This window comes from Sphingopyxis lindanitolerans, from assembly GCF_002993885.1.
GTDB lineage: Bacteria > Pseudomonadota > Alphaproteobacteria > Sphingomonadales > Sphingomonadaceae > Sphingopyxis > Sphingopyxis lindanitolerans.
Map to the genome: position 1 here is coordinate 647,975 of NZ_CM009578.1, position 15,203 is coordinate 663,177.

A 15,203-nucleotide genomic window follows, 5' to 3' on the forward strand; every position below is an offset into this window, starting at 1 on the left:
GTCAGTCCCTTATCAGATCGTCGGCTACAAGGCCGGGGCCTATACGGCGCGCCGCATCGATATGCCAGCCCACCGCCGCGACCGCCGCATCAAAGGCATCGCCGCCCGACGCGAGCATCGCCCCGCACGCCCCCGCCAGCACATCGCCCGTCCCCGCCGTCGCCAGCCATGGACTGCCCGGCCAGGCCGCGACGACGCGGCCATCGGGCGCGGCGATGATGGTATCGGCGCCCTTGTAGATCATAACCGCCCCGACACGCTCGGCCGCCGCCCGCGCGCGTTCGATCTTGTTTCCGGCGAGATCGGAAAAGGCGCGCGCGAACTCGCCTTCATGCGGGGTCAGGATCGCGGGCGTTCCGTCCAGTCGTGGCAGCGCCACGTCGATCGCCGCCGCGTCGAGCACGAGCGGCTTGCCCGCAGCGATCGCCGCCGCGACATCGCGGCCCAGCGCATCGCTCGCCGGATAGCCCGGTCCGATCACCACCGCACCGAGCCGCTTGTCATCCAGGCGCGCCGCATAACTCGCGCCATCCTCGGCGATGATCGCCGCGAAAGGGGCCTCGTCCGCGCCGCTCAGCACGGCATAGCCCGCCCCCGCGCGCAGCCCCGCCGCGGCCGCCAGCGCCGCCGCTCCCGCCATCGGCCCGGCACGGACCAGCAGCATCCCGCGATTATATTTGTGCGAACCCGCATCGGGCGACCGAGCGGCCTGCCTCGGCAGGCTGCACATCGTCCGGTCGGCGGCGATCCCGATCGGTGCGAGCAGGACGGTGCCACAGCGCCTTGCGGTGGGAAGCAGGACGTGCGCGGGCTTGAGTGCGCCCAGGGCGAGCGTGACATCGGCGGGAAGCGGCGGTTCCCAACCGTGCTGGCCGTCGGCATCGACGCCGCTCGGCACATCGACGGCCAGGATCCGCTTGTCGGCAAAGCCGCGCAGCCGCCGTGCCAGATCGTCAGCAAGCGGCCGCGTCAATCCCACGCCGAACAAGGCGTCGACGATGAGCGGCGCGGGCGGCAAGCCGTCGACGATCGCCTCGACCGCTCCAGTCCATGCTGCGCGCGCCGCTTTGGCCAGATCGGTCGCGGGCGGCGCGAGCGCCGCCACCCGCACCGCCGCGCCGCGCTCGCCGAGCAACCGCGCCGCGACATAACCGTCGCCGCCATTATTTCCCGGCCCGCAAAGAATCAGGATTGGCGCCCCCGCCGCCATCCGCCACGCGGTATCGGCAACCGCCGCGCCCGCACGCTCCATCAGCTCGGACAGCGACGTTCCTGCCGCAGCGCACGCCGCCTCGGCGACGCGCATCGCCGCACTGGTCAGGATCGGGGCATCGGCGGGGATGGGCATGAACCGGCTCTAGGACATCATGCCCTGCAAGGGAATCGTCATTGCGAGCGAAGCGAAGCAATCCAGAGCGGTTCAGGGCCTCTTGGGATTCAAATTAGAGCAGCGAGCCTTATATCTGATCCACCTTCCCGTTCGTGTCGAGCGAAGTCGAGACACCCATCGACCTTGCGCTGCGCCGATGGGTGTCTCGACTTCGGCCAAAGGCCGAAGCCTATCCTGAGCGCCTGCCAAGGCAGTCGAAGGGCTCGACACGAACGGACTTGAGGCGATGCAGATTTAACGCACGGCGTAGGTCGCCTCGATTTCATAAATAGCCGTGTACCCCCGCGAAGGCGGGGGCCCATCTCCGGTCGGTTCGACATGCCGCCGGCAGAAGATGGACCCCCGCCTTCGCGGGGGAGCACTATAAGGGACGGTGTAATAGGAACCCGCAAAATCCTACGCACCTCCGGATTGCTTCGCTTCGCTCGCAATGACGAACTGACTATTTCGCCCCGCCCGTATTCGCAGGCAGGCGATAGCGGTCGGCGCCGATCGCGACCTCGATCATGCCCTCGCCGACAATCGTCACGTTCGCGGGTTCGGCGCCGTCGGCCGACACCACCCCGCGCCCGTCGGTCGTGATCTGGAGGCGGCGATAGCCGACGTCGGGCCTGCCGACGACAAGCGTTGTCCCATCGGCGCCGCGCATTTCGCTGACCGTGCAATCGCGGTCGAACGCCTTCGCGCCTTCGAGCGCGCAATCGATACGCTCGCTGTCGACTCCAGCGCTTTCGCTCTTGTCGCCGCTGCCGTTGCAGCCCGCAACGAGCAAGGCCGCTACGACGCCCCCCAGTTTCTTCATCCCTTGCCCTTCAGCTGCGACAGGTCGCGCACCGCACCGCGCGCGGCGCTGGTCGTCATCGCAGCATAGGCCTGAAGGGCTACCGAAACCTTACGCGGGCGTGGCTTGGCGGGTTGCCACGCATCGGCGCCCTTTGCCTCCATCGCCGCGCGCCGCGCCGCCAGCTCGGCGTCGGACAGCACCAGCTTGATGCCGCGCCCCGGAATATCGATCTCGATCAAATCGCCATTTTCGACCAGACCGATCATTCCGCCCTCGGCGGCTTCGGGCGAGACATGACCGATCGACAGGCCCGATGTGCCGCCCGAAAAACGCCCGTCGGTGATCAGCGCGCAGGCGGCGCCCAGCCCCTTCGATTTGAGGTAGCTGGTCGGATAGAGCATTTCCTGCATCCCCGGTCCGCCCTTTGGTCCTTCGTAGCGGATGACGACGACGTCGCCCGCCTCGACCTGGCCGGTCAAAATGCCGGCGACCGCCGCGTCCTGGCTTTCATAGACTTTGGCGGGGCCAGCGAACGTCAGGATCGATTCATCGACCCCGGCGGTCTTCACGATGCAGCCGTCGAGCGCGATATTGCCCGACAGCACCGCGAGCCCGCCGTCCTTGCTGAACGCATGGTCGGCGGAGCGGATCACCCCGCCCTCGCGGTCGAGGTCGAGCGAGGCCCAACGCCGGTCCTGGCTGAACGCGACCTGCGTCGGCACGCCCCCAGGGGCCGCCATGAAGAATTTCTGCACCTCGGGATCATTGGTCCGCGAGATATCCCATTTGTTCAGCGCATCGCCCAGCGTCGCGCTGTGCACCGTCGGCAGATGCGCGTGGAGCAACCCCGCGCGCTCGAGCTGGCCCAAAATCGCCATGATCCCGCCCGCGCGGTGGACGTCCTCCATATGGACGTCGCTCTTCGCCGGAGCGACCTTCGACAGGCATGGCACGCGCCGCGACAGCCGGTCGATGTCGGCCATGGTGAAATCGACCCCCGCTTCAAAGGCGGCCGCAAGCAGATGAAGCACCGTGTTCGTCGATCCGCCCATCGCGATGTCGAGGCTCATCGCATTTTCGAACGCTTCAAAGGTCGCGATCTTGCGCGGCAGCACGCTGTCGTCGCCTTCCTCATAATGGCGCTTGCACATTTCGACGATGATCCGTCCGGCGCGCAGGAACAGCGCCTTGCGGTCGGCGTGGGTCGCCAGCGTCGAACCATTGCCCGGCAGCGACAGTCCCAGCGCTTCGGTCAGGCAGTTCATCGAATTGGCGGTGAACATGCCCGAACAACTCCCGCAGGTCGGGCACGCCGCCTGTTCGATCGCGGTCACGTCCGCATCGCTGTATGTCTCGTCGGCGGCGGCGACCATCGCATCGACCAGGTCGAGCGCGACTTCCTTGCCGTTCAGCACGACCTTGCCCGCCTCCATCGGCCCGCCCGACACGAACACCACCGGGATATTGATGCGCAGCGCCGCCATCAGCATGCCCGGCGTGATCTTGTCGCAGTTGGAAATGCACACCATCGCGTCGGCGCAGTGCGCGTTGACCATATATTCGACGCTATCGGCGATCAGGTCGCGGCTCGGCAGGCTGTAGAGCATGCCGTCATGCCCCATCGCGATGCCGTCATCGACCGCGATCGTGTTGAATTCCTTGGCGACCCCGCCCGATGCTTCGATCTCGCGCGCGACCATCTGGCCGAGGTCTTTCAGGTGGACGTGGCCGGGAACGAACTGGGTGAAGCTGTTGACGACCGCGATGATCGGCTTGCCGAAATCGCCATCCTTCATCCCCGTCGCGCGCCAAAGCCCGCGCGCGCCCGCCATGTTGCGGCCGTGGGTGGTGGTGCGGGAACGATAAGAAGGCATTGGGAGAGTTCCTGATAATATTATTTCATGAAATAGCGTACGGAAGCGCCTCTATACGCCTATCGGGGCAGATTCAATGTCACATTCTTGCACATCCGCGCCAATCGCTCGGCGAACAGCGCCTGCCCCGCCGCATTGCCGACCAGATCCTGCCGCATCTCGATCCCCACATAGGGCACACCGTTCGCCTCGGCATGCCGATTCATCGTCGCATTGAGCAACTTGCCCGAATAGGGAAGCTGGTCGCCGACGGTCAGCCCCTCGCCGCGCAACGCCGCGATCGCGGCGCCCGCCAGCCGGTCGTCCTCATTATAGAGCACCCCGACGTGCCACGGCCGTGCCTGTTCGGGGTCGCTCGCCAGCACGGGGGTGAAGCTGTGCAGCGACAGGATCATCGCCGGCGGATGGCGCGCGATCGTCGCGGCGATATGGGCGTGATAGGGACGAAAAAAACGCGCCAGCCGGGCTTCGCGTCCGGCATGATCCAGCGCGTTCCCCGGAATGGCGTGGCCGTCGCTGGCGATCGGGATCGCGCCCGGCGCCTCCTCGTCGCGGTTGCAATCGGCGACCAGCCGCGACACACCGCCGAGGATTGCGGCGTCAACCGCGCCCGCCTCGACCAGCAGCGCCGCCACCTCGGCGACCCCGAGGTCGATCGCGATATGGTTGGCGAGCAGCGCCGGGTCGATGCCGAGGTCGATGTCGTCCGGCACCTGCGCCGACGCATGATCGCCGATCAACAGAAGGCCGCCTGCCCGCGGCGTCCCCAATTGCCGCCACGCCTCGCTCACCGCAACGCCCCCGCGAGCTGCCACCAATACGGATGGCGCGCCGCCAGCCGTGCCGCCGCCGCATCGCGCTCTCCGGCGGCGTCGAACAGCGCAAAGCAGGTCGCCCCCGATCCCGACATGCGCGCAAGCCAGGGTTTCAGCGCACCCAACTCGGTCAGCACATCGACGATCGCGGGGCAGCCGGCGATCGCCGGGCGTTGCAGATCGTTGCGCGACGCGAAAAGCTGCGCGCGCAGATCCGCGCCGGTGAACAAAGGCCCGCGATCGACGCCGTCCCACGCGGCGAACACCGGGCCGGTCGCGACCGGCTGGCGCGGGTTGACGAGCAGCACCGGCGTCCCGCCGAGCGCCAGTTCGGGCACCGCGCTTAATTGCGTGCCGACACCGGTGCCAAGGCAGGTGGCGCTCGCCACGCAGGCCGCGATATCGGCGCCGAGCGGGGCGACGAGGCGCGGCAGCGCGGCGTCGCCGATCTCGGGCAGGAAATGCCGCCGCACCAGCCGCGCCATCGCCGCGGCATCGGCCGACCCGCCGCCGATCCCCGCCGCCACGGGCAAATTCTTGGTCAGGCCGATCGCCAGCGGCGGCACGCGGTCGGCGCCATGGCGTTCGCGCATCAGCGTCAGCACACGCAGTACCAGATTGTCGGCGCCATCGCACAGCCCGGCGGCGAATTCGCCGTCGAGGGTCAGGCGGTCGGCGTCCGCCACATCGGCGACGAGCGCGTCGCCCGCATCGACGAAAGCGAACAGCGTCTCGATCTCATGATAGCCATCGTCGCGCCGCGCGCGGATATGCAGCGCCAGGTTAATCTTGGCCCAGCCTGTTTCGCGCATCGTCATCGTATCGGGGGGCGTCATCACGGCGCCGTCGTCGCGGCGGTCAGCCCGTCGCGCAGCTTGGCCGCGAGGCGCGCGCCCATGTCGGCATCGGCAACCAGCGCCGCCGCACGCCACGTATAACGCGCCTGGAACCTGCGCCCCGCCTGCCAATAGGCGTCGCCCAGATGTTCGACGATCACCGCGTTTCCGGGCGCGCTCGCCTGCGCCTTTTCGAGCAAGGGCACCGCGTCGGCGGTGCGGCCGGTGAGGAAATAGGCCCAGCCGAGCGAATCGGTGATCGCGGCATTCTGCGGCTCGGCCCGCCACGCCGCCTCGATCCGGGCGAGCGCCTGGTCGACATTCTTGCGCCGCTCGATCGCCGAATAGCCCGCGAAATTGAGCACCGCCGCATCATCGGGGCGCAGCGCGACCGCCTGCTCGATCAGCGCCGATGCGCCGTCCCAATCATCGGCCTGCAAGCGCAGTTCGGCGCGGGCGATCAGCAATGTGCCGCGAAGCGCGCGATCGTCGGGCCCGTCGCCGAGCGTCGCCTCGAGGGCGGCATAGGCACGCGCCGCCGCCTCGCGGTCGTCGGCGCGCCGCGCGATATCGGCGAAGCGGACGAGCATGGAGCGCGCCGGGGTCGCCTTTGCGGCGGCTTCGGCCAGCGCCGTCGCGCCGGCAAGGTCGCCCGCATCGGCCATCAATTCGGCGCGGCGCATCTGGAGGACCGGCGGAATGTCCGCGCGGCCGCTGGTCAGCAGCGCCGCTGCATCGCCTTGCTGGCCGTTGCGGTCGAGCGATTCGGCGAGCGCCGAGCGCACCGCCCAGTCGCGGTCGTCGAGCCACCAGGCGGCGCGTCCGAACAGCAGCGACAGCTTGACGTTGCCTCCCGGCACCCGCGCAAAGCTGTCGCCGAGCAGCGCGAGCCAGTGCGCCATCCCGCCGCGCGCCGTCGATACCGGCTGCTCGGGAAGCAGCAGCATCGGATCCTCGCGCCCGCCCGCGGCCAGCGCGATCCGCCCCCGCAGCGCATCGGCGGCCGCGGCGTCGCCCGCCGCGGCAAGCGTCGCGGCAAGGCGCAGCGCGACGAGCTGGCTCATGCGGTCGGTCGGAACGGTTTCGGCGGCCAGAGTGGCGGCATCGGCGGGGCGGTTCGCCGCAGCCTCGACCAGCGCCGCTTCCAGCGCCAGCGCGGGTTCGGGGCGTCCTTTCCCGGCCGAAGCGAGCAGATGCCGCTCGGGCGCCTTTTCGCGGGCGCCGACGTCGATCCAGCTATGGAAGGCCGGAACGATCAGCTTGGCGATCGCGCTGCTGTCGACCTTGTCGGATCGGCCGTTCAGATAATCGCGCGCGCCTTTCCAGTCGGAGCGCCGCATCGCATCGACGACGAGCACGAGTTGGGCGTCGAGCCGCCGGTTGCCGCCCTGCCACAGCCGCAGCGCGGCGCTGCGTGCGGCGGGCAGGTCGTCCGCCTGGATCGCCTGTTCGAGCATCCGGCCGCGCAGGCCGGGCAAGTCGGGTGCTACGCTCGCGACGCGGGTCAGGGCCGCCAGCGCCGCCGCCGGATCGCTCGCATCCTCGGCCAGCCGCGCATCCGCCAGCGCCGCCAGCGTGGCGCCATCGTCGACGGCCGCCTGCGCGGGACCGGCGGCGACAAGCGCGCCGGCGGCCAGGATCAGGCGAACGGACTTACATATTGGGGTAATTGGGGCCTCCGCCGCCTTCGGGAGTGACCCAGTTGATATTCTGGGTCGGATCCTTGATGTCGCAGGTCTTGCAGTGAACGCAATTCTGCGCGTTGATCACGAACCGCGGATTGCCCTCGTCCTGCCCGACGACCTCATACACCCCCGCGGGGCAGTAACGCTGCGCGGGTTCGTCGTACATCGGCAGATTATATTCGATGGGGATCGACGGATCCTTGAGTTGCAGATGGACCGGCTGATCCTCCTCATGGTTGGTGTTCGACACGAACACCGAGGACAGGCGGTCAAAGGTCAGCACGCCGTCGGCCTTCGGATAGTCGGGCTTCGGCATCATGTCGGCACGGTAAAGCGTCGTGTTATCGGGATGATGCTTCATCGTGAAAGGCACGCGAAGACCCATCGTTTCGAGCCACATCGTCATGCCCGACAGGATCGTTCCGGCGAGGTCGCCGAATTTCTCGACCAGCGGCAGCACGTTGCGAACGACGCCAAGTTCCTTCTTCACCCAGCTTTCATCATAGGCGTCCTGATAGGCGGTGAGAACGTCAGCTTCGCGCCCCGCGGTCACCGCGGCGAACGCCGCCTCGGCCGCCATCATGCCTGACTTCATCGCGGTATGGGTGCCCTTGATGCGCGGCACGTTGAGGAAACCCGCGGTATCGCCGATCAGCGCCCCGCCCGGAAAGGCGAGCTTCGGCACCGACTGCCAGCCGCCGTCGCTGATCGCGCGCGCGCCATAGGAGACGCGCTTGCCGCCCTTCAATATCTTCGCGATCTCGGGATGCGTCTTCCACTTCTGCATCTCCTGGAACGGAGAGATGTGCGGGTTGCGATAGTTGAGCCAGGTCACGAAGCCGAGCGCGACCTGTCCGTTCGCCTGATGATAGAGGAAGCCGCCGCCATTGGCGTTCGCATCGAGCGGCCAGCCCTGCGTGTGGATGACGCGGCCGGGCGCATGGCTTTCGGGATCGATGTCCCACAATTCCTTGACGCCGAGGCCGTAAACCTGCGGTTCGCAATCGGCGTCGAGCGCGAATTGCGGCTTGAGCATCTTGGTCAAATGCCCGCGCACGCCCTCGGCAAAGAAAGTATATTTCGCGTGGAGTTCGAGCCCCGGCGCATAATCGGGCTTGTGGCTGCCGTCGCGCGCGACCCCCATGTCGCCGGTCGCGACGCCCTTGACCGAGCCATCCTCGTTAAAGAGAATTTCCGCCGCCGCAAAGCCCGGGAAGATTTCGACCCCCAGCCCCTCGGCCTGTTCGGCGAGCCAGCGGCAAAGATTGCCGAGGCTGCCCGTATAGGTGCCCTTGTTGTGCATGAACCCCGGCGAAATGAATTCGGGGAGACCGAATTTCTTCGTCTTGGTCAGCACCCAATGCTGGTTGTCGTTCACCGGCACCTCGGCGAGCGGGCAGCCCTGGTCCCGCCAGTCGGGAAGCAGTTCGTCGAGCGATTTCGGGTCGATCACCGCCCCCGACAGGATATGCGCGCCGACCTCGGACCCCTTTTCCAGGATGCACACCGACAATTCGCTGCCTGCTTCGTTCGCCCGCTGCTTCAGCCGGATCGCCGCCGAAAGCCCCGCAGGCCCCGCGCCGACGATCACGACGTCATAGGGCATCGATTCCCGTTCGCTCACCGCAATAACCTTTCTGCCGTCCCTGCGCGGGATCATTCATCGCGATCCGCGCTCATTCTGTCACGAATTGCGATGCCCGCCAATTGACGTGTCCGTCAACAGGCTGTTTCAACAAATCACATGGGTGGGCGCAATTCTGTTTTATTGGCCGAAAGCTATCGCGACTGGTGGTCGCTGGTCGGGGTGGACTCGCTCGTCGGCGAAGCGCCGGCGGGCTGGCTCGACGCGCCCGTCGCCAACGACGTCGCCGCAAAACCGAAATCCGCGCCGGTCGCCGAACCCGAAACACCCTCGCTCCCCGCCGCTCTCCAGCGCCGCGAAGCCCCGGCCGAAGCCGACGCCGAGGGTCCGGTGGTGTTTCCGGACGAGTGGAGCGCCTTCCAGGCATGGCTCGCCGAAAGCGCCGAGGTTCCGGGCAGCCAGTGGGACGCGCGCCGCGTGCTCCCCCAGGGACAGACCGAAGCGCCGCTGATGCTGCTCACCGCCTGGCCCGAGGTCGATGACCAGCGCGACGGGGCGCTCTTCGCCGGTCCGGCGGGGCCGCTCCTCGATGCGATGCTGCGCGCGATCGGGATGACGCGCGGCGATTGCTACCTCGCCAGCCTTGCCGTCACGCGCCCGCCTGGGGGACGCTGCGACGACCGGGACAGGGGCGAACTCGACCGGCTGCTCTGGCATCACCTCGGCCTCGCGAAACCGGCGCGGCTGCTTTTGATCGGCGGCGACATCGTGCGGATGGCGGCGAATATCTCGCTGCCCGATGCGCGCGGAAGGTTACTCGATATTAACCAAGATGGCGGCAAGATGGAGGCCGTGGCAGTCGCGCACCCCGCGATGCTGCTTGCCCGGCCCGCGCAAAAGGCGGCCGCCTGGGACAGCCTGAAACTGTTCAGCCAGGGACGTTGACTAAGTTCAGCCAGGGACGTTGACTAAGATGAGAAACATGACCGCGAACCTGCTTTCGGGCGCGCTTCTGGCCTTGGCCGCCGCGGCGGCGTCGCCTGCGCTCGCCGCCGATACCGGCACGCCCGACCTCCTCGCCGCGCCGCAGACGGTGCCCGAAATTCTCTCGTCGAAGCAGAAGCAGCTCTATACGCAGGTGCTCGCCGCGATCCGCGGCCAGCGCTGGGCCGAAGCGAAAACCCTGCTCGGCGACGACAATGGGCCGCTGGGCGATTTCCTGCGCGCCGAACTGCTCACCGCCGCGAACAGCCCGCGCGCCGAGGTCGCCGACATCATGCCGATTCTGGCGCGCTCGCCGCAGCTGCCGCAGGCCGAGCAACTCGGCCGCCTCGCCACCAAACGCGGTGCGACCGATATTCCGACGCTCCCCGATCAGAACCGCCTGAGTTGGTCGGGCACCGCGCCGCGCCGCGTCGGCGCCGACAGCGTCAGCGACCCCTTTGCCGCGGGCCTCGCGCGCTCGATCCCCGACCGGATCAAGAATGACGACCCGGCGGGCGCCGAAACGCTCTATATGGCGGTCGCCGACAAGCTGACGGCAGAGGCGCGCGACGAATGGCGGCAAAAGATCGCCTGGTCCTATTATATCGAAAATGACGACGCGAACGCGCTGCGCCTGTCGCGGGCCTGCACCGAAGACCGCGGCGGCTGGGCGACGCAGGCCGCCTGGGTGCAGGGCCTCGCCGCGTGGCGCCTGCGCGATTATCCCACCGCGCTCACCGCCTTCGACCGCGTCGCGCGCGACGCGCCCGACAGCGAGCTTCGCGCCGCAGCCTATTATTGGGCGTCGCGCGCCGCGATCGCGTCGGGCCAGCCGCAGTCGGTAGAACCGCGCCTGCGCGCCGCCGCCGCCAATGAGGAAACCCTCTATGGCCTGCTCGCCGCCGAAACGCTCGGCATCGAGACCGGCAGCCAGCGCGAGAATGTCCGCCCCGATCGCAGCGCCTGGCGCGCGCTCGAGGATCTGCCCAACGTCCGTGCCGCGATGGCCTTCGCCGAGATCGACGAGGACGGCTATGCCGGCGAATTGCTGAAACATCAGGCCCGCATCGGCAATCCGAACCAGCACGCCCAGCTCGCGGGCATGGCGCAGGCGCTCAGCCTGCCCGAAACCCAGCTTTATCTCGCGCACAACACGCCGCAGGGCCGCAAGCTTGCGACCGCGGCGCGTTATCCGCAGCCCAAGTGGCAACCCAATGGCGGTTGGCGGGTCGACCCCGCGCTCGTCTTTGCCCACACGCTTCAGGAATCGCGGTTCCAGCGTGCGGTCGTGAGTCCGGCGGGCGCGATGGGGCTGATGCAGGTGCGTCCCGGCACCGCGTCGGACCTGGCACGCTGGGACGGCGACTCCCGCGCGCCGGGCGATCTCAAATCGCCCGCGGTCAACATGGATTTCGGCCAGCGCTACCTCGAATATCTCAGCAAGGACGGCTCGACCGGCGGCCTGCTGCCCAAGGTGATCGCCGCCTATAACGCCGGCCCCGCGCCCATCGCGCGCTGGGCGAGCGAGGTTCGCGACAATGGCGACCCGCTGCTCTACATCGAATCGATCCCCTATTGGGAAACGCGCGGCTATGTCGGCATCGTCCTTCGCAACTATTGGATGTACGAAGCGCAGCAGGGCAAGCCGTCGGTCAGCCGCGCGGCGCTCGCGCAGGGCAAATGGCCGCGCTTTCCCGACGGCAAGGATCGCACCCGGCTGAGCTGGGCCGGCGGCCTCGCCAATGCCGATTGACGAAAGCCTCGCTTTCAAACCGGTTCGCATCGCCGTCCTGACGATTTCCGACAGCCGCGGCGCGGCGGACGACCGGTCAGGCGACAAGCTGACGGCGCTGCTGACCGAGGCCGGGCATATCCTCGCCACGCGCGCGATCATCCGCGACGAAAGCGACCTGATCGTCTCGCGCCTCCACAATTGGATCGACGACCCCGAGGTCGATGTCATCATCACCACCGGCGGCACCGGCGTCACCGGCCGCGACGTGACGCCCGAGGCGCTGCGCCGTCTCGACGGCAAGGACATCCCCGGCTTCGGCGAGCTGTTCCGCTGGCTCAGCTATCAGACGATCGGCACGTCGACAATCCAGTCGCGCGCCTGCGCCGTGGTCGCGCGCGGCACCTACATCTTCGCGCTCCCCGGTTCGACCGGCGCGGTGACCGACGCCTGGGAGGGCATATTGGCCACCCAGCTCGACAGCCGCCACAAGCCGTGCAACTTCGTCGAACTGATGCCCCGGCTGACGGAATAGCATAACCGTCGCCCCCGCGCAGGCGGGGGCGACGGTTATTTGTTCTTTATTTGTTCTCATCGGCGGAATATCCTCGCCCGATGGAATCGTCCAAACCCCTCCCCCCGATATCGGGCCGTGGCGCCCCGACCAACCTGCGTCCGACCCGCACCGGCTCGCTCGACCGCGCGCCCGACGGCGACTGGCTCGACGCGGTGGAGGATATCGACGGCGCACCGCCGCCGCTACGGACGACGGTCACGGTCGAGCACCCAAAGACCATCATCGCGCGCAACAATTCGCCCGACATCGGCTTCGACCGCTCGATCAACCCCTATCGCGGCTGCGAGCATGGCTGCATCTATTGCTTCGCGCGGCCGACCCATGCCTATCACGACCTGTCGCCGGGGCTCGATTTCGAGAGCAAATTATTCGCCAAGCCCGACGCCGCGAAACTGCTGCGACAGGAACTCGCCAAGCGCAATTACAGGGTCGCGCCGATCGCGATCGGCACCAACACCGACGGCTATCAGCCGATCGAGCGCGAATGGGGGATCACCCGCGCGATCATCGAAATACTCGCCGAAACGAAGCATCCGCTGCTCATCACCACCAAGTCCGACCGCCTGCTCCGCGACATCGACCTGCTCGCCGCCATGGCGCGCGACGATCTGGTCGGGGTCGCGATTTCGGTGACGACACTCGACCCGCAGGTCGCGCGCACCCTCGAACCCCGCGCGCCGCATCCGCGCCGCCGTCTCGCCGCGATCCGCAGGCTCATCGATGCCGGTGTGCCGACGCAGGTCAATATCTCGCCGATCATCCCCGCGATCACCGATCACGAGATTGAGGCGATCATGGCCGCCGCCGCCGAAGCCGGCGCGGTCCGCGCCTCCTATATCGTGATGCGCCTGCCGCACGAGGTCGCGCCGCTCTTTCGTGCCTGGCTGGCGACGCATTACCCCGACCGCGCCGACAAGGTGATGCACATGGTGCAGGACATTCGCGGCGGGCGGGACAACGACCCCGGATTCTTCACCCGGATGAAAGGACAAGGCATCTGGCCGCAGCTCATCCGCCAGCGCGTCCAGCGCGCCGCGCGCGCGCACGGCATGGACCGCCGCTTTCCCCCGCTCCGCTGCGACCTGTTCCGGCCGCCCGAGCGGGACGGGCAGATGGAATTGTTCTGACTGGCCGCCGAACCAAAGCCGTCATTGCGAGCGAAGCGAAGCAACCTCCAGCTCACGTTCATACAGGACGATAGCGGGAGATTGCTTCGTCGCTACACTCCTCGCAATGACGTTAAGCCTCCACCAGCGACCGCAGCCGGTAATCCTTGTAATCATCCCTGATCTGGCGCTTCAAAATCTTGCCCGTCGCGGTGTGCGGCAATTCGTCGACGAAGATGATCTCGTCGGGCAGCCACCATTTGGCGACCTTGTCGCGCAGATAGTCGAGGATGCTCGCCTCGCTGACATCGGCGCCCGGCTTGCGAACGATCAGCAGGATCGGCCTTTCGTCCCATTTCGGGTGGAAGACGCCGACCGCCGCCGCTTCCTGCACGCCCGGCGCGCCGACCGCGGCATTTTCCAGCTCGATCGACGAAATCCACTCGCCGCCCGACTTGATGACATCCTTGGCGCGGTCGGTGATCTGCATGACGCCGTCGGGGTGGATCACCGACACGTCGCCGGTGTCGAACCAGCCGTCGGCGTCGGTGGCGTCGGCGTCGGCCTTGAAATAGCGCTGGATGATCCACGGTCCGCGGCATTGCAGCCGCCCGCTCGTCACGCCGTCGCGCGGCAATTCGCGGTCCTCGTCATCGACGATGCGCAGTTCGACCCCGAACGGCGGACAGCCCTGACGACAGATGATGTCGACCTGTTCGTCGAAGCTCAGTTCGTCCCAGTTCCACGGGCGGCGGCCCATCGTCCCGATCGGGCTGGTTTCGGTCATGCCCCACGCATGGCCGACATAGACACCCGCCTTCAGAAAGCGTTCGACCATCGCGCGCGGCGCCGCCGATCCGCCGATGGTGACGTGCTGGAGCGCGCCATAGCCGATGCCCGTCGCATCCATATGCGCGAACATCGCGAGCCACACGGTCGGCACGCCTGCGCTGTGCGTCACCCCCTCGTCGCGCATCAGGTCGCACAGGACCTGCGCGTCATTGGTCGCCGAAAAAACCATCTTCGCGCCTACCGTCGCCGTGGCGAAGGGGACGCCCCAGCTGTTCGCGTGGAACATCGGCACGATCGGCAGGACGACGCTGCGGTTCGCCAGATTGAACGCGTCGGGCTGAATCTCGGTGATCGCGTGGAGGACGTTCGAGCGATGCTCATAGATCACGCCCTTGGGGTTGCCCGTCGTGCCGCTGGTATAGCAAAGCCCGACCGGATCGCGCTCGTCGAGCGGAACCCAGGCGAAGCGGCCATCCTCGGCAGCGATCAGGTCGCGATAGGACAGATAGCCGTCCTGCGCGGGGGCGTCGAACAGGATGAAATGCTCGACGCTTTTGAGTTCGGGGCGCAGCCGCTCGACGATCGGCAGGAAAGCCGCGTCAAAGAACAGCACGCGGTCCTCGGCATGGTTGATGATATAGACGAGTTGCTCGTCGAACAGTCGCGGGTTCACCGTGTGAAGCACCCCGCCCATCCCGGCGCTGCCGTACCAGCTCACCAGATGGTGGGCGTGGTTCATCGCCAGCGTCGCGATGCGGTCGCCCTTCGTCATCCCCAGCCCGACTAGCGCGGCGGCAAAGCGGCGCGCATCCTTGCCCACCTCGCCCCATGTCGTTCGCGTCACGCTGCCGTCGGCCCAGCGCGAGACGATTTCGCGCGCGGCATGTTCGTGCGCGGCGTGATCGATCAGGCTGGTGACGAGCAGTGGCTGGCCCTGCATTCCCATTTTTCCGGCATCCCTCTCTTGTCGTTGCCCTCAAGGGATAGGGCCGATGGCGGCGGCGATGCAACTCAAATTGCCCCCTCCCCGGAACGAGAGAGAC

12 protein-coding genes are annotated in these 15,203 nt (G+C 67.5%); 4 read left to right on the forward strand and 8 right to left on the reverse strand.

Features of this window, described 5'->3' with window-relative positions; all coding sequences use genetic code 11:
* Position 1: 1 nt before the first annotated feature.
* From CVO77_RS03080 to CVO77_RS03110, 7 genes are all read right to left on the reverse strand, one after another.
* The gene (locus CVO77_RS03080) at positions 2 to 1,348 is read right to left on the reverse strand and encodes an NAD(P)H-hydrate epimerase (RefSeq protein WP_105997842.1); all 1,347 of its coding nucleotides are present in this window, start codon (positions 1,346 to 1,348) and stop codon (positions 2 to 4) included.
* Between the two features lie 484 nt (positions 1,349 to 1,832).
* Positions 1,833 to 2,192 (reverse strand): hypothetical protein, encoded by a 360-nt coding sequence (locus CVO77_RS03085; RefSeq protein WP_105997843.1) that lies wholly within the window; start codon positions 2,190 to 2,192, stop codon positions 1,833 to 1,835.
* A complete protein-coding gene (ilvD, locus tag CVO77_RS03090; protein WP_105997844.1) occupies positions 2,189 to 4,048 on the reverse strand; it encodes a dihydroxy-acid dehydratase in 1,860 nt (619 codons plus the stop codon). Before ilvD ends, CVO77_RS03085 begins: the two co-directional genes overlap by 4 nt.
* Positions 4,049 to 4,107: 59 nt before the next feature.
* On the reverse strand, positions 4,108 to 4,839 hold the full coding sequence (locus CVO77_RS03095) for an N-formylglutamate amidohydrolase (protein ID WP_105997845.1): 732 nt from the start codon (positions 4,837 to 4,839) through the stop codon (positions 4,108 to 4,110).
* Positions 4,836 to 5,681 carry a 4-(cytidine 5'-diphospho)-2-C-methyl-D-erythritol kinase gene (locus CVO77_RS03100; RefSeq protein WP_106000598.1) on the reverse strand — a complete coding sequence of 282 codons (846 nt, stop codon included), beginning with the start codon at positions 5,679 to 5,681 and terminating at the stop codon, positions 4,836 to 4,838. The genes CVO77_RS03095 and CVO77_RS03100 overlap by 4 nt, the downstream gene beginning before the upstream one ends.
* Before the next feature lie 17 nt (positions 5,682 to 5,698).
* Positions 5,699 to 7,177 (reverse strand): tetratricopeptide repeat protein, encoded by a 1,479-nt coding sequence (locus tag CVO77_RS03105; protein WP_242446082.1) that lies wholly within the window; start codon positions 7,175 to 7,177, stop codon positions 5,699 to 5,701.
* Between the two features lie 175 nt (positions 7,178 to 7,352).
* Positions 7,353 to 9,008, reverse strand: a complete 1,656-nt coding sequence (locus CVO77_RS03110) for an electron transfer flavoprotein-ubiquinone oxidoreductase (RefSeq protein WP_106000600.1) — start codon at positions 9,006 to 9,008, stop codon at positions 7,353 to 7,355.
* A 144-nt stretch (positions 9,009 to 9,152) separates the two neighbouring features.
* Between CVO77_RS03110 and CVO77_RS03115 the strand changes: the two genes are divergently transcribed.
* The 4 genes from CVO77_RS03115 (at position 9,153) to CVO77_RS03130 (ending at position 13,389) form a co-directional block, all read left to right on the forward strand.
* Positions 9,153 to 9,914: a uracil-DNA glycosylase family protein gene (locus tag CVO77_RS03115; protein ID WP_242446083.1), complete on the forward strand. Its 762-nt coding sequence runs from the start codon at positions 9,153 to 9,155 to the stop codon at positions 9,912 to 9,914.
* A 37-nt stretch (positions 9,915 to 9,951) separates the two neighbouring features.
* Positions 9,952 to 11,706, forward strand: a complete 1,755-nt coding sequence (locus CVO77_RS03120; protein WP_242446084.1) for a lytic transglycosylase domain-containing protein — start codon at positions 9,952 to 9,954, stop codon at positions 11,704 to 11,706.
* On the forward strand, positions 11,696 to 12,220 hold the full coding sequence (gene moaB / locus CVO77_RS03125; RefSeq protein WP_105997848.1) for a molybdenum cofactor biosynthesis protein B: 525 nt from the start codon (positions 11,696 to 11,698) through the stop codon (positions 12,218 to 12,220). Before CVO77_RS03120 ends, moaB begins: the two co-directional genes overlap by 11 nt.
* 80 nt (positions 12,221 to 12,300) lie before the next feature.
* Positions 12,301 to 13,389, forward strand: a complete 1,089-nt coding sequence (locus tag CVO77_RS03130; protein WP_105997849.1) for a PA0069 family radical SAM protein — start codon at positions 12,301 to 12,303, stop codon at positions 13,387 to 13,389.
* Positions 13,390 to 13,501: 112 nt separating this feature from the next.
* Here CVO77_RS03130 and CVO77_RS03135 read toward each other — a convergent pair whose 3' ends face one another.
* Positions 13,502 to 15,106, reverse strand: a complete 1,605-nt coding sequence (locus CVO77_RS03135) for a long-chain fatty acid--CoA ligase (RefSeq protein WP_105997850.1) — start codon at positions 15,104 to 15,106, stop codon at positions 13,502 to 13,504.
* Positions 15,107 to 15,203: the final 97 nt, after the last annotated feature.

Bases quoted from the DNA above. Each gene is read 5' to 3' on its own strand.
- CVO77_RS03120 (WP_242446084.1), top strand. From the start codon at position 9,952: ATGACCGCGAACCTGCTTTCGGGCGCGCTTCTGGCCTTGGCCGCCGCG.
- CVO77_RS03130 (WP_105997849.1), top strand. From the start codon at position 12,301: ATGGAATCGTCCAAACCCCTCCCCCCGATATCGGGCCGTGGCGCCCCG.
- CVO77_RS03100 (WP_106000598.1), bottom strand. From the start codon at position 5,681: ATGACGATGCGCGAAACAGGCTGGGCCAAGATTAACCTGGCGCTGCAT.
- ilvD (WP_105997844.1), bottom strand. From the start codon at position 4,048: ATGCCTTCTTATCGTTCCCGCACCACCACCCACGGCCGCAACATGGCG.
- CVO77_RS03135 (WP_105997850.1), bottom strand. From the start codon at position 15,106: ATGGGAATGCAGGGCCAGCCACTGCTCGTCACCAGCCTGATCGATCAC.
- CVO77_RS03080 (WP_105997842.1), bottom strand. From the start codon at position 1,348: ATGCCCATCCCCGCCGATGCCCCGATCCTGACCAGTGCGGCGATGCGC.
- moaB (WP_105997848.1), top strand. From the start codon at position 11,696: ATGCCGATTGACGAAAGCCTCGCTTTCAAACCGGTTCGCATCGCCGTC.
- CVO77_RS03085 (WP_105997843.1), bottom strand. From the start codon at position 2,192: ATGAAGAAACTGGGGGGCGTCGTAGCGGCCTTGCTCGTTGCGGGCTGC.